Annotated in this window: 18 protein-coding genes; 5 read left to right on the top strand and 13 right to left on the bottom strand. The window is 49.5% G+C overall.

The window, feature by feature from the left end:
- Nucleotides 1-134 precede the first annotated feature (134 nt).
- The 7 genes from VHA_RS09830 to xerD form a co-directional block, all read right to left on the bottom strand.
- Nucleotides 135-1,469 (bottom strand): sigma-54-dependent transcriptional regulator, encoded by a 1,335-nt coding sequence (locus tag VHA_RS09830; protein ID WP_040528598.1) that lies wholly within the window; start codon nucleotides 1,467-1,469, stop codon nucleotides 135-137.
- A gap of 413 nt (nucleotides 1,470-1,882) precedes the next feature.
- Nucleotides 1,883-3,289: an amidohydrolase gene (locus VHA_RS09835; protein WP_005503904.1), complete on the bottom strand. Its 1,407-nt coding sequence runs from the start codon at nucleotides 3,287-3,289 to the stop codon at nucleotides 1,883-1,885.
- Between the two features lie 208 nt (nucleotides 3,290-3,497).
- On the bottom strand, nucleotides 3,498-5,012 hold the full coding sequence (gene lysS, locus VHA_RS09840; RefSeq protein WP_005503905.1) for a lysine--tRNA ligase: 1,515 nt from the start codon (nucleotides 5,010-5,012) through the stop codon (nucleotides 3,498-3,500).
- 27 nt (nucleotides 5,013-5,039) lie between these two features.
- A protein-coding gene (prfB, locus tag VHA_RS09845) for a peptide chain release factor 2 (RefSeq protein WP_104439916.1) occupies nucleotides 5,040-6,138 on the bottom strand; the annotation gives its coding sequence in 2 pieces (ribosomal slippage) (nucleotides 5,040-6,062 and nucleotides 6,064-6,138; 1,098 coding nt in all).
- 699 nt (nucleotides 6,139-6,837) lie between these two features.
- Nucleotides 6,838-8,565 carry a single-stranded-DNA-specific exonuclease RecJ gene (recJ, locus tag VHA_RS09850; protein ID WP_005503907.1) on the bottom strand — a complete coding sequence of 576 codons (1,728 nt, stop codon included), beginning with the start codon at nucleotides 8,563-8,565 and terminating at the stop codon, nucleotides 6,838-6,840.
- A gap of 176 nt (nucleotides 8,566-8,741) precedes the next feature.
- The gene (dsbC, locus tag VHA_RS09855; RefSeq protein WP_005503908.1) at nucleotides 8,742-9,482 is read right to left on the bottom strand and encodes a bifunctional protein-disulfide isomerase/oxidoreductase DsbC; all 741 of its coding nucleotides are present in this window, start codon (nucleotides 9,480-9,482) and stop codon (nucleotides 8,742-8,744) included.
- Nucleotides 9,483-9,586: 104 nt separating this feature from the next.
- Nucleotides 9,587-10,483, bottom strand: a complete 897-nt coding sequence (gene xerD, locus VHA_RS09860; RefSeq protein WP_005503909.1) for a site-specific tyrosine recombinase XerD — start codon at nucleotides 10,481-10,483, stop codon at nucleotides 9,587-9,589.
- 228 nt (nucleotides 10,484-10,711) lie between these two features.
- Here xerD and fldB point away from each other — a divergent pair, with 228 nt between their 5' ends.
- Nucleotides 10,712-11,230, top strand: coding sequence for a flavodoxin FldB (gene fldB, locus VHA_RS09865; protein ID WP_005503910.1), 519 nt, complete (start codon nucleotides 10,712-10,714; stop codon nucleotides 11,228-11,230).
- A 51-nt stretch (nucleotides 11,231-11,281) separates the two neighbouring features.
- On the opposite strand, the gene brnQ is transcribed toward fldB, so the two are convergent.
- Entirely contained in the window at nucleotides 11,282-12,586 is a 1,305-nt protein-coding gene (brnQ, locus tag VHA_RS09870) for a branched-chain amino acid transport system II carrier protein (protein ID WP_081456014.1), read from the bottom strand.
- A gap of 307 nt (nucleotides 12,587-12,893) precedes the next feature.
- Here brnQ and VHA_RS09875 point away from each other — a divergent pair, with 307 nt between their 5' ends.
- The 3 genes from VHA_RS09875 to VHA_RS09885 all read left to right on the top strand — a co-directional run bounded on the left by VHA_RS09875 (nucleotide 12,894) and on the right by VHA_RS09885 (nucleotide 16,734).
- A complete protein-coding gene (locus tag VHA_RS09875) occupies nucleotides 12,894-13,598 on the top strand; it encodes a tRNA1(Val) (adenine(37)-N6)-methyltransferase (protein WP_040528600.1) in 705 nt (234 codons plus the stop codon).
- Nucleotides 13,599-13,658: 60 nt separating this feature from the next.
- Entirely contained in the window at nucleotides 13,659-14,900 is a 1,242-nt protein-coding gene (gene srmB, locus VHA_RS09880; protein ID WP_005503913.1) for an ATP-dependent RNA helicase SrmB, read from the top strand.
- A gap of 292 nt (nucleotides 14,901-15,192) precedes the next feature.
- Entirely contained in the window at nucleotides 15,193-16,734 is a 1,542-nt protein-coding gene (locus VHA_RS09885) for an alanine/glycine:cation symporter family protein (RefSeq protein WP_005503914.1), read from the top strand.
- A 70-nt stretch (nucleotides 16,735-16,804) separates the two neighbouring features.
- Here VHA_RS09885 and yaaA read toward each other — a convergent pair whose 3' ends face one another.
- Both yaaA and VHA_RS09895 read right to left on the bottom strand, forming a co-directional pair.
- Complete coding sequence (yaaA, locus tag VHA_RS09890; RefSeq protein ID WP_005503915.1) at nucleotides 16,805-17,578, bottom strand: peroxide stress protein YaaA; 774 nt, start codon at nucleotides 17,576-17,578, stop codon at nucleotides 16,805-16,807.
- A 113-nt stretch (nucleotides 17,579-17,691) separates the two neighbouring features.
- A complete protein-coding gene (locus VHA_RS09895; RefSeq protein WP_040528602.1) occupies nucleotides 17,692-19,149 on the bottom strand; it encodes an alanine/glycine:cation symporter family protein in 1,458 nt (485 codons plus the stop codon).
- A 613-nt stretch (nucleotides 19,150-19,762) separates the two neighbouring features.
- Here VHA_RS09895 and VHA_RS09900 point away from each other — a divergent pair.
- Nucleotides 19,763-19,945: a DUF3545 family protein gene (locus VHA_RS09900; RefSeq protein ID WP_005503918.1), complete on the top strand. Its 183-nt coding sequence runs from the start codon at nucleotides 19,763-19,765 to the stop codon at nucleotides 19,943-19,945.
- A gap of 111 nt (nucleotides 19,946-20,056) precedes the next feature.
- Here the strand turns inward: VHA_RS09900 and VHA_RS09905 are convergent, their stop codons facing one another.
- The 3 genes from VHA_RS09905 to nfo all read right to left on the bottom strand — a co-directional run bounded on the left by VHA_RS09905 (nucleotide 20,057) and on the right by nfo (nucleotide 22,331).
- Entirely contained in the window at nucleotides 20,057-20,581 is a 525-nt protein-coding gene (locus VHA_RS09905; RefSeq protein ID WP_040528604.1) for a hemerythrin domain-containing protein, read from the bottom strand.
- Between the two features lie 167 nt (nucleotides 20,582-20,748).
- Nucleotides 20,749-21,426: a uracil-DNA glycosylase gene (gene ung / locus VHA_RS09910; protein WP_005503920.1), complete on the bottom strand. Its 678-nt coding sequence runs from the start codon at nucleotides 21,424-21,426 to the stop codon at nucleotides 20,749-20,751.
- Nucleotides 21,427-21,464: 38 nt separating this feature from the next.
- The gene (gene nfo, locus VHA_RS09915) at nucleotides 21,465-22,331 is read right to left on the bottom strand and encodes a deoxyribonuclease IV (RefSeq protein WP_005503921.1); all 867 of its coding nucleotides are present in this window, start codon (nucleotides 22,329-22,331) and stop codon (nucleotides 21,465-21,467) included.
- Between the last annotated feature and the right edge of the window lie 253 nt (nucleotides 22,332-22,584).

The following is a 22,584-nucleotide window of genomic DNA, read 5'->3' on the forward strand; positions in this document are numbered from 1 at the left end:
AAACAAAGGAAAAGCGCCAAACGACGCTTTTCCTTTTTTAACCCTCGTCTGCACAATTAAAAGGACATATTACTTCACATTAGCAATCCACACCGCCTGAGTATGCAGGCGGTTTTTATCTAACTTAGCGAGTATTATCGAAAACTGCGCGGCGCCGGGATCAAACTGTGCTTGTTCAGCAAACGGTACATAGTGGCACGGGAAACACCGAGCTCTTTCGCCGCAGCAGATACCTGACCGTTGTTACTCTCAAGAACTGCCAGTAGCGCATCACGCTCTGATTCTTCACGGATCTTACGCAGGCTTTGTTTGTAATCCCCCTGACGAGGCAAGTCCAGATGTTCCGCTTCAATCACCAGATTATCCGCCAGAAGCACGGCACGTTTTACCTGGTTAATCAGCTCACGCACATTACCCGGCCAGCTGTAGTTGGTCAGGATCTTGTTTGCTTCTTCAGAGAAAGTGCGGGCCTGTGTGTTGTACTGGCGTGCAAACTTCAGAAGGAAGTGTTCAGCCAGCTCTGGGATGTCAGCACTGCGCTCTTTCAGTGACGGTACAGAAATACGCAGTACATTCAGTCGATAGAACAGATCTTCACGAAACTGGCCTTCTGCTACTGCTTTTTCCAGATCCATGTGTGTCGCTGCAATCACACGTACATCGATTTCTTTCGAGTATTTGTCATCGTGGGTTTCGACTGTGCCATCTTGCAATAAGTGCAAGAGATTTGCCTGCAGATTCAATGGCAAATCGCCAATTTCGTCCAAAAACAGCGTCCCCTGATGCGCCTGCTGCACTTTACCTTCTGTGTCACCATCACCAAACAACTCGTTCTGGATAAGCCTTTCTGGCAGTGCACTGCATTTTACTGAAACAAAAGGTCCTTTAGCGCGGGTAGATGCATTGTGAATCGCCATGCCGACCAGCTCTTTACCGGTACCACTTTCACCGTTAATAAGCACGGATACATCTGTCGGTGCAACACGACGGACCTGATCGCGCAGCTTCTTCATCACCGACGTTTTACCCAGCAGGCCCATGTCGCTATGATCGCCCAGTTGTGGCCACACATGACGCTCAAGTTTCAACATACCCAACTGGTGTCCAATGGTGCTCATCAACTGGCTATCAGGAATTGGCGAAGTGAAGTAGTCGATACAGAAGCTCACAATGAACTGACAAATGGCATCGTTATTGAGTTGATCTTCACGGATCAGCGCCAACCAGCGCACCTGCTTGTTTCGATTAACCAGTGACGCGACACCGTTAAGGCTGAAATCATCATGACTGATGTCCACGATACCGATACAAGGACCGATGTCCTGAAGAAGGGATTGTGCTGCCCTAAGGTCATAGCAACGGTGACAACGCCAGCCGGCCTGTTCCAACGTAGCCAACCATGGTTCATAGGTCCCCCCCACTACAACAAGAGAGCTTGGAACTGCCTCAGATCTGAATTGCATACCCATAACGCCTGCCTTAAGTCATCCATTAACGACATGTGTTCAAAATGTTGTGAGTATCATTATATTTAGTAAGACAAGCAGGTTTGTCTCAATACGGATACAAAGTGGCTCTCAACTCAGCACCATTCCCACATCAGACACTTTTGCTGTTTTATTTACTGACAATAAAAACATCAACCAATTAACAGAATCATCATTAATATTAATAGGATAGATCGCCTTAAATTGCCTAAAAAAACATTCAAAATGGCTAACACTTCGAGCATATCTTATTATTGAGAAAATTAAGTTCTCTCTAATTTTTCTTAGATCATAGACTATGATCCGTTTTCTTGAAGTCATCACAATGCAGGTAAAAGAAAAACCGCGTCCTGTTAAGACGCGGTCTTTGGATTAAGGCAAGTTGTGACGAAAAGTCAACGTATCTCTTCACCGCTGGCTAACACAGTTTGACGCACTTTGTCTGCAAACTGCAACGCTTCATCACGGATGGCATCCTCATCCACGGTCAGGATGTCTCGTTCCTGCATCAGGAGACGGCCATCTACAATGGCGTGTTTCACATTCGATGCATACGCAGAATACACCAGTGCAGAATAGGGATTATATAGAGGTACCATATTAGGCGCTTTGGTATCGATAACGATGATGTCCGCCAGTTTACCCACGTCCAATGAGCCAATCTTATCTTCCATATGCAACGCACGCGCAGCCCCTATGGTTGCCATTTCAATGACTTTCACAGGTGGCATAGCTGCACGATCCTTATTCACCAGTTTGTGTACTTTCGCCACCTGGTTAAACTCATCAATCGTACTTAACGTATTACCCGACATTGGGCCATCGGTGCCAAGACCAATGCGTAGACCATCGTCAAACATCTTAAGTGCTGGAGACACACCTTTGGCAGATTTGATGTTCGCACTCATGTTATGTGCAATACCTACATCATTCCGTTTAAGTAACGCAATGTCGTTTTCATCGACATTAATCACGTGTGCACCCACAAGGTTAGGTGTCAATGCACCAATCTCTGCCATGTAAGCCACAGGAGACTTGCCACCACTGCGCTCTGCAATCACCTCGTTTTCACGGTCAGATTCCGCAAGGTGAGTCATTACCGGTACATCGTGCTCCAGCGAAAGCTGAGTGATTTTCTGCAATACTTCCGTGGTATTGGTATACGGGGCATGTGGTGCAAACGCTGGGGTAATACGCGGATGATCTTTATATGCATCAATAAAATTCAGCGCGTACTGTATCCCCTCTTCGGCGTTTGCCGCATCAGCCACCGGGAACTTAATCACCGTCTCTCCCAATACGGCGCGCATACCAATCTTATCCACGGTCTTTGCGACTTCATCTTCGAAGTAATACATATCTGCATATGTCGTTACACCGCCTTTTAACATTTCAACGTTCGCCAATTGTGCACCGATACGCACCATATCACGACTTACCAGCTTCTTTTCCAGTGGGAAGATATAACGGTGCAGGCGATCCGGCACGTCATCACCTAAAGAGCGAAAGACGGTCATAGATGCATGAGTGTGCGAGTTAATCAGGCCTGGCATCACAATATCACCATCGACATCCAGAACCGTCTTTGCTTGATATTTTTGGGCAAGCGTTTCATCGCCCACAGCAACAATCTTGTTGCCCTTCACCGCAACAACACCGTTTGGGTAAACGGTCTTGTCAGCATTCATGGTCAACACAATCGCATCTTTGATCAGCAAATCAGCAGTCTCAGCGGCAAACGCTGCAGGGGAGGCCAGCGTTGCCAAGGCAACACCGGCAGAAAAAAATGTTTTTTTTAACATGGTCATCTTCCGTTAAAGGCAGCAAGTGATGTCACGAGCATCATCTGCGCTCAGGGTAAAAACGGGAACAAAAACGTGCTTTATGTCGCAAAAGTTGTGACATTGAGCAAACGATTTCGAGATAGATAGTAAACATAAAAAAACACCGGACATATCCAGTGTTTTTGTCTATCAGAAACCTCTCAGGCTCGTTTAAAAACCAGTCAAATCAGTCTTTCTTCTGGTTTTGTGGACGCATTGCCGGGAACAGGATCACGTCACGAATCGTGTGGGTGTTGGTGAACAACATAGCCAGACGATCGATACCAATACCCTGCCCTGCTGTCGGTGGCAGGCCGTGCTCCAGTGCAGTGATGTAGTCAGCATCGTAGAACATGGCTTCATCGTCACCCGCGTCTTTCGCGTCTACCTGCGCTTTAAAGCGTGCATCCTGATCTTCCGCATCGTTCAACTCCGAGAAGCCGTTTGCCACTTCACGGCCACCAATGAAGAACTCAAAGCGGTCAGTAAAGAACGGGTTGTCATCGCTACGGCGTGCCAGCGGCGAGACATCTGCCGGGTAGCCCGTGATGAAGGTTGGCTGGATCAGTTTCGGTTCTGCAGTTTCACCGAAGATCTCTTCTAACAGCTGGCCACAGGTCCAGAATTTCTCAACGTAGATTTTCAGTGACTCCGCAATAGCCACCAGCTTATCGCGATCCTGCACGTCTTCTTCCGTCAACGCCTGAATATCGGCATGATCAGGATTGTAATGCTTGATGGCTTCCAGCATGGTCATGCGCGCGTATTTGCCACCAAAATCCACTGTATGCTCACCGTAAGGCATTGACGTCTGTCCCAGTACTTCCAGTGCCACAGTGCGCAGCATGTCTTCGGTCAGGTCAATCAGGTCGTTGTAATCCGCGTACGCCATATAGAACTCAATCATAGTGAATTCCGGGTTGTGACGCGGAGACAGACCTTCGTTGCGGAAGTTACGGTTAATTTCAAACACGCGTTCAAAGCCGCCGACCACCAGACGTTTCAGATACAGCTCTGGCGCAATACGCAAGAACATTTGTTGATCCAGCGCGTTGTGGTGGGTAATGAATGGACGTGCCGCCGCACCTCCTGGGATCACCTGCATCATTGGCGTTTCCACTTCCATGAAGTCTTTAGACTCCATGTAACGGCGGATAGCAGAAATAAGCTTGGAGCGCACTTTGAACGTATTACGAGAATCTTCATTCACGATGAGATCAACATAGCGCTGACGGTAGCGCAGCTCCTGATCAGTCAGGCCATGGAATTTTTCTGGCAGCGGACGCAGTGCTTTGGTCAGCAGCTGGTACTCTTCCATGTTGACATACAGATCACCTTTGCCTGATTTGTGCAGTGCGCCTTTGACCCCGATGATGTCACCAATATCCAGACCCTGGTATTGCTCTTTCAGCTCTTTTTGTACATCTTTTGATGCATACGCCTGAATGCGGCCACTCACGTCTTGTAGCGCAAGGAATGGACCACGTTTTGCCATGATACGGCCAGCAATGCTGACTTTATGATCCAGAGCTTCCAGCTCTTCCTTGCTCTTGTCGCCAAACTCAGCCTGAAGATCAGCCGCTTTGTGCTCACGGCGGAAATCATTCGGGTGGCCGTTTGCTTTACAGCGTTGACGAATATGGTTCAGTTTTGCACGACGCTCCGCGATCAGCTTGTTTTCGTCTTGTAACTGGTCAGTCATAGTGAACCTTTGATTAAACGTGAAAAATTACAAACCAGATTTCAGGCTGGCTTCAATAAACTTGTCGAGATCACCGTCAAGCACCGCTTGGGTGTTACGGTTTTCAACGCCGGTACGCAGATCTTTAATGCGTGAGTCATCCAGAACATAAGAACGGATCTGGCTGCCCCAGCCGATATCAGACTTGGCGGCTTCATTCGCCTGCTTCTCTGCATTCTGCTTTTGCAGTTCCAGTTCAAACAGTTTTGCGCGAAGCTGTTTCATCGCCTGATCTTTGTTCTTGTGCTGGCTGCGGTCATTCTGGCACTGCACCACGGTATTGGTGGGTATGTGAGTAATACGTACCGCAGATTCGGTGGTGTTTACGTGCTGACCACCCGCGCCGGATGCACGGTATACGTCAATACGCAGATCGGCCGGGTTAATGTCGATATCAATGTTCTCGTCCACTTCTGGGTAGATAAACGCAGAAGCAAAGGAGGTGTGACGACGACCACCAGAATCGAATGGCGATTTACGGACCAGACGGTGAACGCCGGTTTCGGTGCGCAGCCAGCCGTAAGCATATTCGCCGCTGATACGGACAGTTGCAGATTTCAATCCAGCCACATCACCTTCAGACACTTCGATCACTTCAGTCTTGAAGCCTTTCGCATCCGCCCAGCGCAGGTACATACGCAGCATCATGGATGTCCAGTCCTGCGCTTCCGTACCGCCAGAGCCTGCCTGCAAATCGATGTAGCAGTCAGAGGCATCGTGATCGCCCGAGAACATGCGACGGAATTCCAGCTTGGCCAGCTTGTCTTCCAAATCATTCAGTTCAGGCTCGATCTCGTCGAAGGTCTCCTGGTCGTTTTCTTCTACGGCCAGTTCCAGCAATTCAGTGATGTATTCGCCGCCCTGAGCCAACTGGTCGATGGTTTCTACCACCGCTTCCAGCGATGCGCGTTCACGTCCCAGTGCCTGTGCACGTTCAGGGTCGTTCCACACATCAGGTTGTTCAAGTTCGGCATTCACTTCTTCTAGACGCTCTTTCTTGGCGTCATAGTCAAAGATACCCCCTAAGGACATTGGCACGTTCGGCAATGTCCGCTAGGCGGTTTTTGATCGGATTGATTTCAAACATGGGTCACTTTTTATGTTCGGAATGAGTTTTGACCGCCGAATTCTACAGAATTGCGGACGGAATATACAGAGTGTGATGGGGATCAAAGGGGAAATTTTGGGATAAAAGTGAGAGAAAAGGCTCAAGGTCCTGGGTCCTGGGTCCTAGGTCCTAGGTCCTAGGTCCAAGGGACTGGGGACTGGGGACTGGGGACTGGGGACTGGGGACTGGGGACTGGGGACTGGGGACTGGGGACTGGGGACTGGGGACTGGGGACTGGGGACTGGGGACTGGGGACTGGGGACTGGGGACTGGGGACTGGGGACTGGGGACTGGGGACTGGGGACTGGGGACTGGGGACTGGGGACTGGGGACTGGGGACTGGGGACTGGGGACTGGGGACTGCAAGATTTTGGATGGTGCCAGAACAGAGTCAAGCTCTTTGCTCTTCCTAGGGCCATCTTTTCTCAGGCCCCAGAACCTGTTCTTCCAAGCCCTAGGACCTTCTTTTCCCAGGACCTAGGACCTGCTCTTCCAAGCCCTAGGACCTTCTTTTCCCAGGACCCAGGACCTGCTCTTCCAAGCCCTAGGACCTTCTTTTCCTAGGACCCAGGACCTGCTCTTCCAAGCCCTAGGACCTTCTTTTCCCAGGACCCAGGACCTGCTCTTCCAAGCCCTAGGACCTTCTTTTCTCAGGCCCCAGAACCTGCTCTTCCTTCCCTAAACCGCCGCCATATGTTCAACCATCAACTGTACTGCCCGGTTGCCCCGGAATTCATTAATATCAAGGTGATAGGCAAGCTCTACCATTTGCACCGAAGGATCCGGCCAACGGCGCAAATCAATGTTAAAGGCGATGGCATCGACCATTTGCCCGCCCATGACAGGTTCCAGCATCATTTTCAGGTGCTTACCGCCCACCAGCTTCTGGTGCAGCAACTTGAATTTGCCATCAAACAAAGGTTCCGGGAACCCTTGTCCCCATGGGCCCCCCGAGCGCAGCATTTCAGCGACGTCCAGCGTAATTTCATTGGAAAGCAACTCCCCGTCTGACAGCAGCACGCCTTTCAGCTCCTCTTCGCTGATGGTGTTTCTGACCGCCTCATCAAACAGTTTGGAAAAACGCGTAAAGTCGGCTTCAGCAATGGTCAATCCCGCCGCCATGGCGTGACCGCCAAATTTCTTAATCAGCCCCGGGTTTTGGGTATCCATCAAGTCCAGCGTATCACGCATATGCAGGCCCGGTATGGAGCGGGCAGATCCTTTGATCATGCCATCGCCGCCATCGGCAAACGCAATCACCGGGCGGTGGAATTTATCTTTTATGCGCGAGGCCAGAATACCAATCACCCCCTGGTGCCATTCACGCTGGAACAGAGCAAGGCCGCATGGCAGGCTGCTGCCTTCGCCAAACTGGAGACGCTCACAAATCGCCATCGCCTCTTCTTTCATGCCTTGCTCGATTTCCTTACGGCTCTGGTTCAGGGCATCGAGCTCGCTTGCCATCTGGCGTGCCGCCTGCAGGTTCTGGCAAAGCAGCAGTTCGATACCGAAAGACATATCATCCAAACGCCCGGCTGCATTGATGCGCGGCCCAAGAGCGAAGCCAAAGTCATTGGCCACCAGTGTTGCCATGTTGCGGTTGGACACTTCAATCAGCGCCTGAATGCCCGGACGGCATTTACCAGCCCGGATACGCATTAACCCCTGATGCACCAGAATGCGGTTATTGGTATCCAGCGACACCACATCGGCGACAGTGCCCAGAGCCACCAAATCCAGCAACTCAGCAAGGTTGGGCTCAGGCATACCCCGCTGGGCGAACCAGCCAATTTCACGGAGATGGGCGCGCAAGGCCAGCATGAGGTAAAACGCCACTCCGACACCTGCCAGCGATTTCGAGGGAAAGCCACATTCATTGAGATTGGGGTTGACCATAGCGTCGGCATCAGGCAGCGTCTCGCCCGGTAAGTGATGGTCGGTGACCACCACCTGAATGCCCCGAGCCTTGGCTGCCGCCACACCTTCAATCGATGACACGCCATTGTCCACCGTCATAATAAGTTCTGCGCCTTTTGCCGCAGCCTGTTCAACCACTTCCGGACTCAGGCCATAACCGTCATCAAAACGGTTTGGCACCAGGTAATCCACATTGGTGCAGCCCATCATACGAAACGCCGTCACAGAAAGCGCTGAGCTGGTTGCGCCATCAGCATCAAAGTCACCGACAACAATAATACGCCGTCCCTCTGCCATGGCTGCAGCCAACAGCGCCACTGCACGTTCAATGCCGTACAGTTCACTGTAATTCAGCAGGCCACGCGCGCTTCGCTCCAGCTCTCTTTCACTGGTGATCCCGCGGTTGGCGTAAATACGTTGAAGCAATGGCGGAATAGAAGCAGGAAAAGCAACATCCTGTGCTGCATGGCGACGTTTAATCTCAATCATGGAATGAACCTGTGTCCGGCAGTTTCGCTACCTGGATGATAAATGCGGATTGACGCTGTTATTGTAGCGACTGACTGGTAAAGGGAAAGTCCACTTTCTATTTTTGCCGAATGCAAAAGGCGCCAGCTTTCGCCAGCGCCCCTAAATCCTATCGTACTGCTCGCAGTAGTCGCAGATTATCCCTGCTGTTTTTGCATCAGTATCTGAAGCAGTTGTGGTGCAGGCATGTAGCCGGGTAACAAGGTACCATCCTGCAGCAAAATGGCCGGCGTGCCATTCACACCCATCGCGTTACCAAGCGCCATATGGCGACGAATAATATCCTTACACGCATTATCTTCTTGGCTAAACGCACCCGTTTTTGCTTTATTCATGGCATCGGCCTTGTCATCAGCACACCAAATTGCGCTCATCTGACCAATGTTTGGCGAACGCTCACCGGAACGCGGAAACGCCAGGTAACGTACGGTGATGCCCAGATCGTTGTAATCCTTCATTTCACTGTGCAGTTTCATGCAATAACCGCAGGTGGTATCGGTGAACACATTCACCACAAACTTTTCGTCTTTCGCCGGATAGACAATCAACTCTTTTTCAACACCTGCCTCATCAAACAGTTTTTTATTGCGTTTCGCCTGGGCAATTTCGGTCAAGTTAATCGATTCCGTGGGTGTCGTATGGAATAGCTGGCCATAGATAAAGTATGAACCGTCTTTATTTGAATACACCACACCACCGTTGGTGACCACTTCATACAAGCCATCAATGGGCGCTTTTTCAATGGTTTCAATGTTCAGGCGATATTTCGCCAGCACACCAGCAATGGAAGCTTTGTCAGCATCTTCAGAGGCCTGGGCGCTGAATGACAACATGGCTGAGGCCATCAACATGCGCGCCATCAGTTGTTTAAAATTCATAGTGTTCTGATCCTGAAAATGGGTTGCGGACAAATTGTCACACACTCAGACCGGTCAAAAAGAGAAAAAATCCCGAGCACATTAAAAATGTCCGTTAGGTTGCATTATGCCCGAGGATGATGCTCCTGGTGCAACTGTTTTAGTCGCTCCGTCGCGACGTGAGTATAAATTTGCGTCGTCGACAAGTCACTGTGCCCCAGCAACATCTGTACCACACGTAAATCGGCACCATGGTTTAACAGGTGTGTCGCAAAAGCGTGTCGCAGTACGTGGGGGGACAGCATCTCACCGTCAATCCCTGCCAGTGCTGCATAGAATTTAATGCGGTGCCAGAAGGTCTGCCGGGTCATCATACGAGCACGGCGACTCGGAAAGAACACATCCGAGCTTTGCTCCCCAAGCAAGGCCGGCCGGCTGTGAGCCATATAATGCTCCAGCCATTCAATGGCGGCTTCTCCCATTGGCACCAGTCGCTCCTTGCCCCCCTTACCAATCACCCGCACCACCCCCTGACGCAAACTGACATTTTCAGTGGTCAGACTGATAAGTTCCGTAACTCGCAGGCCCGTGGCATACAACAGCTCCAGCATGGCTTTGTCACGCAGCTCAATTACGTCCTCCACATTGGGCGCATCCAGCAATGCTTCAACCTGCGCTTCTGATAAATCTTTCGGCAAACGCTTAGGCAGTTTAGGGCTGATGAGCGTCGCGGTGGGATCATCTTCACGCAGCTTTTCACGGTACAAATACTGGAAAAGGCGACGCATGGCCGAAAGCATACGGGCACGGCTGCTTTGCTTATAGTTCAGGTCGAACAGCCAATGCTGGTACTCCTGAAGTTTAGAACAGGCCACCGTAACCAAAAGCTCGCCATCTTTATCCAGCCACTGGCAAAGCTTGGTCAAATCGTTGCGGTACGATGCCAGGGTATTCTCAGATAACCCCCGCTCCATCCACATTGCATCCAGAAACTGTTCCACCAATGCTGTATTTTGTTGCACGATTTACTCACTTACCATGGATAATTGCTTCTCTCAAACTACCTCACACCTGTCTGAATGCAAGGTTTACCCTCGCTTCGCGAAACAACTGCAGTAAAAAGCGCCAGTTCCCCGCGATTTCCGGGGGTAGAGATAGGCCACAACGAGAGGTAGAATTCAAGCCCCGGCCACAACGGTATACGTTGCTCGCCAGGGTTAAGTATGGCGACATGACAGCAGGAAAAGTTCATGAAAATAGGTTTATTTTACGGCTCCACCACCTGTTATACCGAAATGACGGCTGAGAAAATCCGCGACATTATGGGTGAAGATCTGGTGGATATTCATAACATCAAAGAAACGCCGATCGAAAAAATGAACCAGTACGACTTGCTGTTGCTGGGGATCTCCACCTGGGATTTTGGCGAATTACAGGAGGACTGGGAAGCCGTATGGTCGCAACTTAACGGCCTCAAACTGGAGGGAAAAGTGGTGGCGCTGTTCGGTCTTGGCGATCAGGAAGGCTACGCCGAATGGTATCTCGATGCCATGGGGTTACTGCATGATGCGCTTTTGCCAACAGGCGTGAAGTTTATCGGCTACTGGCCAAATGAAGGTTATACCTTTGAAGCCTCAAAAGCACTTACCGACGATGGAAAATACTTTGTGGGTCTGGCGCTGGATGAAGACAGCCAGTACGAACTGAGTGATGAGCGTATTGCCGCCTGGTGTGAAAAGGTACTGTTGGAATATCAGGAAACTCTTTAACACCAGACAGAAAAAACCACCGTTTCCGGTGGTTTTTTAATCTTCGTTCACTTACGCGTGCGCCGTTTCGCTTTTACGCTTCCCCGCAAAGCTCACCACAAACAATGCAATGACGGTTGGCAGCAACCATGCCATACCGTAATTAAACAGCGGCAAAGCATCGAGCGCAGACACATCCAAACCGGCCACTTTTGCCGCATCCAGTAGCGCAAATACCAGAGACACCGCCAGCACCACACGATAAGACAGTTGTGGATTTGGCAAAAAGCGACGAACAAACGTTAATGCTATCAGCGCAATCGCCACCGGATACAGCGCAAATAGTACAGGAACCGAGATCGCGATAAGTTGGGTTAAGCCCACATTTGCCACTACTGCACAAGCAATGGACAGAATCACTACCCATTGGCGATACGTGATTTTAGTCAGAGTACTGAAGTAATCTGCACACGCAGATACCAGACCGATTACCGTGGTTAAACACGCCAACACAATGATGGTTGACAGGATGATTTGGCCGGCTGGACCAAACAGTGACAGCACATAAGCCGACAAGATAGCGCCGCCATTTGTCGCCCCTGCTGCAACACTCGTTGCCGTTGCCCCGAGATAGAAGAGCGACACATACACAAAGGCCAGACCTACCGCCGCAATAATGCCAGCATAAATCAGGTATTGGCAGGTTTTTGCCTGATGGGTGATCCCTTTTTTGCGGATCACATCCACAATCAGCATACCAAACATCAGCGCCGCAAAGGTATCCATGGTGTTGTAACCTTCAAGAAAACCTGTGGTAAAGGCTTGCCCAACATACGCACCTTGTGCCGCAGTGATCTCACCCTGTGGATTAACCACAACGGCAATCGCCAGTACGACCAGAGCGGCAAACAACGCAGGCGTCAGCAGTTTACCGATGGTATCAATGAGCTTTCCCTGAGACAGCGAAAAGAACATCGCAATGGCAAAAAACACTACCGAGAATAGCGACAATTCAAACTGGCCGGGTGCATTCAAAAATGGCTTAAAGCCCATTTCATACGCCACCAGCCCTGCACGGGGTGCAGCAAATGCTGGGCCGATAATAATGAAAATCAGCACTGCCATCAGAGTAGCAACCGATGTGGGTAAATCCTTTGTCAGGCCTTTCCAGCCACCGCCCGCAAGAGCAACGGCAACAATGCCAATCAGGGGAAGCCCAACGGCAGTGATCAAAAAGCCCAGCATCGCAGAAAAAGTATGCTCTCCCGCCAGAAAGCCCGCCAGAGGTGGAAAGATGATATTTCCGGCCCCGAGGAAAAATGCAAAGGTCATAAACCCTAGCGCGAGTATATCGCTAACCTTTAAACTTTCTTTCACTTCGTATTACCTATGTGTGTTTGCTTATTGATATGTAATCAATCGGTTAGCCTTTTAGTTGTTTTTACTGTGCATTTCCGATTAAGCAGAATAATGACGAAGTTTCACTACGTAGACAATAGCACAAATAGAAATAGATTATAAATTCAATTTAAAACTAAAAATCAGAATTTAAAACTGTAATTTAAACAAAATACAACACATGAGAAAGATTGATTATCTTTCCTCATTAACATTGCAGCAACACAATCATCTATTTCTTAAGCAACTGTCAACAACAGCAGCAAAAACGACACTTGGAGGTATCGTGGGGAAAGGTTTTAGATTCAAACACTTTACTGTGGAAGACCAGGACTGTGGTATGCCTGTCAGCACAGATGGTGTGCTGCTTGGAGCGTGGGCTGAGGCGAAAGATGGGCACACCATTTTGGATATCGGTACCGGTACCGGATTGCTGGCCCTGATGATGGCACAGCGGTTTCCAACCGCCAGGATTACAGCACTGGACATTGATGCTCATGCGGCAGAGACCGCCCGTTTCAATGCAGAACAGTCCGCTTGGCATGACCGCATTGACGTCCATCATCAAGACATTTGTACGTGGGAAAGCAGCGCGCAGTTTGACACCATTGTTTGTAATCCCCCCTACTTTACAACAGGTGAGCAAGCCAACGATGCACGTCGTGCAAAGGCTCGTCATACCAACACCCTGTCTCACGACACGTTATTAAACGTGATAAAAGCGCGACTTTCCCTCCATGGAGAAGCGCATTTGATCTTACCTTCTGTTGAAGGGGAAAACCTGATCACCAAGGCACAAACACACCAACTGTTTTGCTGTCGGAAAGTACGGGTCAAGCCGACAGAGCGCAAACCGGTTAGTCGCCTTCTGATCACGCTATCAAAAAACCGTCCTGCTGACGTTGAAGAGAAAACACTGGTGATTCAAGGGATGGCAAGATATACCGATGAGTTTATTGCGCTCACCAAAGATTTTTACCTCAAGATGTGATGATCGTACCTGAATTAGTCTCTATAATTCGCCCCCTAACTTTGAGTGGAGAAACAACGCGTGCGAACTTTTGCTGAACTGGAACTGGATCCTCAACTGCTACAAGCGCTGGATGACATGGGCTTCGAGCGACCAACAGCAATCCAGGCTGGCGTGATCCCTCATGGTATGGATGGCCGTGATATTCTGGCCTCCGCGCCAACGGGAACAGGGAAAACAGCAGCCTTTGTGTTGCCACTGCTGCAACACCTTATCGACTTTCCCCGCCAGAAGCCGGGTCCTGCACGCGCACTGATCCTGACACCAACCCGCGAGCTGGCTATTCAGATAGCAGATCAGGCTCGCGCACTGGCGAAATACACCGGTCTAAAAATCATCACTATCACCGGCGGTATCTCTTACCAGGAGCACGCAGAAATTCTGGGTAAAACCCAGGACATCGTAGTGGCTACCCCGGGCCGCCTGATGGAGTACGTGGAAGCGGAGCGTTTTGACTGCCGCGCGATTGAAAGCCTGGTACTGGATGAGGCCGACCGGATGCTGGACATGGGGTTTGGCCCAGCCGTTGATCGCCTCTCCAGCGAATGTCGTTGGCGTAAGCAAAGCATGTTGTTCTCAGCAACGCTGGAAGGTCGTGGCATTGAAGGCTTCAAAAAGACCCTGCTCACCGATCCAGTCGAAGTGGAAGCGGAGCCACCACGCCGCGAGCGCAAAAAAATCACCCAGTGGTATTACCGCTGTGATGACATGACACATAAAAATGCCCTACTGAAGTCTATCCTGACCGAACAGGCAAAACGCGCCATTATTTTCGTGAAAACCCGAGAGCGTCTGGCGGCACTGCGCGAGTACCTGACCGCAGAAAAAATAAAATGTGCCTGGTTGCAAGGCGAAATGCCACAGGCAAAACGGACGTACGCGATTGAACGTTTCACCCGCGGTGAAATCAATGTGTTGCTGGCCACAGACGTAGCGGCACGTGGCATCGACGTGCCGGACATCGACCACGTGATCAACTTTGACCTGCCCCGCAAAGCAGACGTCTATCTCCACCGTATTGGCCGCACTGCCCGCGCCGGTAAAAAGGGGAATGCGATTTCACTGGTAGAAGCACACGACCAACCGATGATGGATCGTATCTGCCGCTACATGAAAGAAGACGTGAAAGAACGCTTTATTGATGGACTAAAACCCAAACATAAAAAGCCAGAGTTTAAGAAGAAAAAGAAAAAGCGTCCTAACAAAGTCGCCAAAGGCAAAGCCAAGAAAGCGACGAAAAAAGCAGCAAAGAAATCCACTTAGTCACACTTTTATTGGATTCTTTGGTCCAATAACGCTAGAAAAGGAGGGTAACACCTCCTTTTTCATCTATCTGAGATGCTTTCCAGATATCCCCAAACCACTTGAAGATGATCGAATTCAGGTCGTTTAGGTATAAATATTTTGTTCAGCCAAGGGATGGTTGACAAAAGATCAAGCTCACAATCCGCCACGCCAATGAAACAAATTGTTAACAACTCATTTAAGTTTCGGATTATCCTGCCATTGGATAAAAATCATCTATCCACTATTTGTTATTTAGAGGGATCTTGTAATGCAATCTGTTGTAGATTTTTTGAACGGCATTATCTGGAGTCCAGTCCTGATATATACCTGTCTGGGTGCTGGCCTTTTTTACTCCATCGTGACACGCTTTGTTCAGGTTCGTCAGTTCAGAGAAATGACTCGCCTGCTGTTTTCCGGCAAAAGTTCTGAGAAAGGCATTTCCTCTTTTCAGGCACTGGCGGTTTCCCTGTCTGGGCGAGTGGGTACCGGTAACATCGCCGGTGTTGCTGCCGCTATCGGCTTTGGTGGCCCTGGCGCAGTATTCTGGATGTGGGTGGTAGCCTTCCTTGGCGCCGCAACTGCGTACACCGAATCCACCCTTGCACAAATCTATAAGGAGGAAGACAACGGCGAGTTCCGAGGCGGTCCGGCTTACTACATTGAAAAAGCCATGGGCCACAAGTGGTATGCATGGATCTTTGCTATCGCCACCATCTTTGCCTGCGGTGTTTTGCTGCCTGGTGTCCAGTCAAACAGTATCGGTAACGCATTTGAGACAGCTTTCGGCTCTGGTCAAATGATTGAAACCGCATTGGGTACTTACAGTGTGGCAAAAATCATCACCGGCACCTTTATCTCCATTTTGCTTGGTTTCATCATCTTTGGTGGTGTGAAGCGAATTGCAAGCTTCACCCAGGTTGTGGTGCCCTTTATGGCACTGGCGTACATTATCATCGCTTTCGCTATCATCGCACTTAACATCACAGAAATCCCAGGCATTATTGCTATGATCGTAGGTGATGCATTCACCCCCATGGCAGGCGTCGGTGCCGCTATCGGCTGGGGAGTTAAACGTGGTGTTTACTCCAATGAAGCCGGTCAGGGTACAGGTCCCCACGCAGCCGCCGCTGCAAACGTCCAGCACCCGGCTCAACAAGGTCTGGTTCAGTCTTTCTCAATCTATATTGATACCCTGCTGGTGTGTTCAGCGACAGCATTTATGATCCTAATCACTGGTGCCTATAACGTTCACGGTGCGGGTGATGCCTTTATCATCCAGAACGTGTCGGCAGAAATCGCGGCTAACGGCCCAGTATTCACCCAGATGGCGATTGAAAGCACGATGCCGGGATGGGGCAAGCCGTTTATTGCGATTGCACTGTTCTTCTTTGCTTTTACCACCATTCTCGCCTACTACTACATTGCAGAAACCAACGTGGCGTACCTACGCCGCACAGTGAATATTCCTGGTATGATGTTTGTGCTGAAAGTGGTGCTGATGGCAGCTGTTTTCTACGGCACAGTAAAAACAGCAAATCTGGCATGGGCAATGGGTGACATCGGCGTTGGCCTGATGGCGTGGCTAAACATCGTTGGCCTTATCATCATCTTCTTCCTGAGCAAGCCAGCCCTGAAAACGTTACACGACTATGAACGTCAGCAGAAAGCAGGCGTGGAAGAATACACCTTTGATCCTGTGAAGCTTGGCATTAAAAATGCCGATTACTGGGAGCGTCGTCTGGCACGTCGCGCTCAGGATAAAGAAACATCCGATGAGGTGTCTGGCAGACCGGTTAACCCAACCGTGTAATCCTGACTTTTCAAAAAACAAAAAAGGTTAGCTGCGGCTAACCTTTTCTCTTTCCGCGACTAAACGGTGATCACAGCTCTTCGCGCTTAAACACCAGTTCCTTGCTATTCGATTCTTCTGCGCAGAACCCGTATCCTGCCATATTAAACGCTTTCAGCGCTTCAACCGAATCAATGCGGTTATCGATAATATAGCGAGCCATCATACCGCGGGCTTTCTTGGCAAAGAAGCTGATCACCTTGTATTGGCCGTTTTTCTGATCTTTGAACACCGGCGTAATGACCTGTCCTTCCAGCAGTTTGGGGTTCACCGACTTGAAATACTCGTTCGATGCCAGATTGACCAACACATTGTCGCCTTGTGCTTTCAATGCCGCATTCAACTCACCTGTAATGATATCCCCCCAAAACTGGTAGAGGTTGGCTCCACGGGCGTTAGCAAGCTTGGTGCCCATCTCCAGACGATATGGTTGCATCAAATCAAGCGGACGAAGTAAGCCATAGAGCCCTGACAGCATACGAAGGTGATCCTGCGCCCAGTCGAAATCCTCCTCACTGAAGGTTTCGGCTTCAAGGCCGGTGTAGACATCCCCCTTAAATGCAAGGATGGCTGGCCGCGCGTTGTCGGTCGTGAACTCTGACGACCATTCAGCAAACCGGGCAGCATTCAGGCCGGCAATTTTATCGCTGACCTTCATCAAACTGCTAATATCCGCGGGTGTCAGCCGGCGGCAAACCTCAATGAGTTCAGCTGAATGCGCCGTGAGCGTAGGTTGCGTGTAACGCTCCGTCGCCAGCGGTGATTGGTAGTCCAATGTTTTTGCCGGAGAAACCACGATCAACATAGTGTCATTCCTTTCAATCTGTTATCTGGTTCAAGGTTACCATTGACACGAAAAAAAGCCACGCGATGAAACGTGGCTTTTTTCGATAACTGCCATAGGTGAAACCGAATGACCTACTGTGAAGTTTGGCGGTTTTCCGGTTCAACCACCTCAGGTTTCCCCCAAACGCCGGGTTCAATCTGGTTCAATAGATCAGGATGGTTACGGCTGTTAAACGATGGCACCTTGCCGCCTGCCCGTTGCTGGTTATAGTCTTTCGTCAGTGTGACCACTGTACCGGAAAGTAACAGGATCGCTATCATATTGACGATAGCCATCAGGCCCATAGAAGTATCTGCCATAACCCACACCACCGGCAGCTCAGCCATAGCACCAAACATCACCATACCGAGTACCACACAACGGAAGAGAGTCAGACCGGCTTTATGGTTGTGCTCAAGGAAAATCAGATTGGTTTCCGCATAAGAGTAGTTGGCAATGATGGACGTAAAAGCGAAAAAGAAAATCGCCACAGCCACAAAAATTCCTCCCCATTCACCCACGGCACTCGACAGCGCACGCTGAGTGAGTTCGATGCCTGTGATGTCACTGCCTGGCATGTATTCACCGGACATCAGGATGATGGCTACCGTCGCTGAGCAAATCACAATGGTGTCGACAAATACGCCCAGCATCTGAACATATCCCTGTGATGCTGGGTGTGGCGGATACGGTGTCGCACTGGCAGCGGCGTTCGGTGCAGAGCCCATACCCGCCTCATTTGAAAACAGGCCGCGCTTGATCCCCTGAACCATTCCCTGGGCCACGGTATAACCCAAGGCGCCGGATGCCGCCTCTTCCAGGCCAAAGGCACTACGAAAGATCAGCATCAGGACGTCCGGTACCTTTTCCAGGTTAGTGAACATGATAAACATCGCCAAGCCCAAATAGAGCAGCGCCATGACGGGCACGATAATCTCTGCCGTGCGGGCAATTTTGCGAATGCCACCAAAGATGACAAACGCAGACAAACAAACCAAAACGACACCCACGTAAAGGGGATCAAAACCGAATGCCACGTAGGCTGCCTGGGTAATGGAGTTAGCCTGTACAGAGTTAAACACCAGGCCAAATGCAATGATAAGCAGTACGGAGAACAGCACGCCCATCCAGCGCATCCCCAGCCCCTTCTCCATGTAGTAAGCAGGGCCGCCCCGGAAGTTACCATCATCGTCGCGGGTTTTGTAAAGCTGTGCCAGGGTGCTTTCGGCAAACGATGTCGCCATACCAAGTATGGCCACCAGCCACATCCAGAAAATAGCGCCAGGACCACCGAGGGTCAGGGCGACAGCAATGCCAGCCATGTTACCCGTGCCAACTCTCGCGGCAAGACTGGTGCACAACGCCTGAAATGAAGAGATCCCCTCGTTGTCTGCCTGACGGCTGCTCTTCATGACGTTGAACATATGGCCAAAATGGCGGATCTGAATAAAACCAAGGCGAAAGGTAAAGAATATCCCACCTCCGATCAGAAGATAGATCAGCACTGATCCCCAGATCAGATCATTTAAAAAATTGATTAGACTAACCAAGCCTACCTCTCTGTGCGCATAAACTTATGCGCCATGTCTACGTTCCCGAATCAGGGAAAATGCAATTAGATGCGACTGACGCAAACTGGGCGTCTGCCGAAAGTGGATGTGGAACTCGCAGAGAAGAATACGTCGCGAAAATCCCAATATTGTGTCGGTATTGCGGCTAATTCCGCAAATTTCTTCAAAATGATGCAGGTAGCCACTTTAAAAATCAATATGAAATAAGGTTCATAATAATGTACTTCTTTTTCACTCACTCCGTAGATTAATCATCGGCGCCGATTTTTTTCACAACATGAAGTAAACATGCTGTTTACCCCAGCAGCAGCCCGTAATGTGTTTTATTCAAGGTGAAATAAAAAACCTGAAAATCCCCGGTCCATTGCTGTGACAAGGGTTAAATGAAAACATTGGCCGTAAGATCCTATGATCTTCCTGTCTTAATATCTAACGTACTGCAACTGCACATATTTTCAGTACCTTTAAAATAAAAGTGATTGCGCTACCATAAAAACTTCACCAAAGTGCAACAAATGAGAAACACATCAATTTTATTTTGTCGGAGGTTTGATATTTAAATATCGACCGCAACGGTAAAATGAGGTGAATTATGGATAGCTTTGCCTTTGATGATGTACTAGATCAAGAGCGACCACAACGCGGTGGACGAGCCAAACCAGTAAAACGTAAATGGAGAGAAATTGAGGCGTTAAAAGACAGACAACGCCTACGTAAAGAGCTTCAGGATATTGATATGCTCGGCGACTTCAATGACAGCGATTTCGATTTTTAACGCATTCGCTAATGGGGTTCACCATCAGGTTCACTAACAAAAACAACATTGGAATTCTGGAAAAGGCATCTGTTTAGGTGCCTTTTTTGTCTGCGAATACGTCTTTTCTTTTTACAGTGCAGCAGCAAGCTCCTTAAAGCGATCTGCCACCTGCTCGCCAAACAAGGGATCGGCTTCCTCTTCCCACTGGCTTTGCAGGTAAGTCCAGTCTCCTGTGGTCAAGGTCTGCTCCAATACCGGCAGAATGGTTTTTTCTTCCAGATCCAAATGCGCTTTCTGGCAGCCGACAAAACGGTTAAGTTTTTCGACAAACAAGTCCAATGGGATCACTGCGTCCATCAGAATCATCTCAACCGTATCGGCAAACTCTGCTGTCAGGTCTGACAATGCTTGGTGTTCATCATCAAGGCGGGCAACGCCTTCCGCATCAGGATAATGTTGTAGGTAGTAGTGGTAAATCAGGTCTTCTTTTGGATGGTGGTATTTTTCTGCATGCTCTTGCAAATAAAGCACCGTGTCCTTAATCAGACCGTAATTCACCGGCTTCTCTTGCTGAATTGCCCTAAGTTTCCTCGACAGCAGCTTGAGTAACTGACTGATGTTCCGGTGATCCCTACGAATGCTGGCTACTAACATAGCTCCTCCCTTTCTTCATGAATCCTACCTTAACTTCAGTCTACCCCTCAAAATGTCACTTAAATTGAGCATGGTCATTTTTTGTGCATTTCCACCACATGTATCAAAAAAATGAAAAAACCCGCGACCAGTGTCACGGGCGTAAGAAATGACAGAATGCCATGGGTTCAGTCCAGTTCAGGTTGCCAATTAATCGGTGTCTTACCTGCCTGACGTAAAATCTGATTGGTCGTTGAAAAGTGCTTACAACCCAGAAAACCCCGGTGAGCAGACAACGGTGAAGGATGCGGCGCTTCCAGTACATGGTGCCGCTGGCGGTCAATCACCCGCCCTTTTTTCCGCGCATGAGAGCCCCATAACAAGAACACCACCCCGTCACAGTGCAGGTTAACCGCTTCTATCACACGATCGGTGAATGTTTCCCAGCCGAGGTGGGCATGGGAATGTGCATTGCCCTGCTCTACTGTTAATACGGTATTAAGCAGCAGCACTCCCTGCTCTGCCCAACTTTTCAAATAACCGTGCTGGGGAATGGTGAAACCTTCAATATCCTGCGCTAACTCTTTATATATGTTCACCAACGATGGGGGAGGGTTAATGCCCGGCAACACAGAAAAACAAAGACCATGTGCCTGATTCGGCCCGTGGTAAGGGTCCTGCCCTAATATCACCACTTTCACCTCATTCAGTTTGGTGTAACGGAAGGCATTAAACACATCTTCCTTCGGTGGATAGATTACCTTGCCTTCTTCACGTGCTTTGGCGACATACGCCATGGTGTACTTGAAATAGTCTTGTTCCTTTTCCTGGCCAATCACATCATGCCAGGTCATCGCACTTGTCATCGTCTTCCCAATCCTCTTCATTTTCTTTGGACGCTATTCTACGCAGAAATAGTCCCGTTTGCCGTGACTTCAAACTGCCGCAGCAAACGGATCTCTTCAGCCCATTTTTCCGGCTTAATGGTCTCGAGAATTAAAGGAATACCGTCAAAGCGCTTGTCCTGCATGATGACCTCAAAACAGGCCAGCCCAATCTCTCCTTCCCCTAATGCCTGATGGCGGTCAACCCGACTGCCAAACGCAGTTTTGGCGTCATTGAGGTGCATACCGCGCAGGTATTGAAAGCCAACGGTTTTATCAAATTCCACAAACGTCGCTTCTGTCGCCGTGTGGGTACGGAGATCATACCCGGCAGCGAAAGCATGGCAGGTATCAATACAGACTCCCACCCGAGATTTATCCTCCACCTGCGCAATGATGCTTGCCAGTTGTTCAAACGACCATCCCAGATTGGTGCCTTGCCCAGCGGTATTTTCAATCACAGTAACAACATTGGCCACTGACTGGTGGGCAAGGTTGATGGATTCTGCAATCAGCGAAAGACAGGCTTCTTCACTGATTTTTTTCAGGTGGCTGCCGGGATGAAAATTAAGCAATGGCAGCCCGAGCATCTCACAACGCGCCATCTCATCGATGAAGGCTGCGCGGGATTTTTCCAGTTTATCTTCTTCTGGCGCGCCGAGATTGATAAGGTAAGAATCATGTGGCAATACTGCTTCCGGTACAAAGCCATATTTTTGGCAGTTGGCTTTAAACGCTGCCACGTTTTTTACGTCAAGCGGCTTGGCCTGCCACTGGCGCTGGTTCTTGGTAAACAGCGCAAATGCATTGGCACCGATTGCCGCTGCATTCACCGGTGCATTTTCTACACCGCCAGATGCAGACACATGTGCCCCGATATACTTCATCATCTCTCCTTTTAAAAAACCGTAACCGACAACATAGTAGGTTACTGGTCTGGGTGTTGTCCCCTGATTTCCGTCAATTCACGTCAGGGCACCGGCTGGGCCAGCACAGTCGCTTCCCCGGGTTACCGCTTTAAATCACCAGATCAAACACTAAAAATGTAGTAATAAAATTACATTTGTAATTTTCAACTTAAGACCAATTTTTTAAAAAAATACTCGAAACCAAATAGTTAATAATTCTTTGATTCAAAAC

Source organism: Grimontia hollisae CIP 101886 (assembly GCF_000176515.1).
Classification (GTDB): Bacteria; Pseudomonadota; Gammaproteobacteria; order Enterobacterales; family Vibrionaceae; genus Enterovibrio; species Enterovibrio hollisae.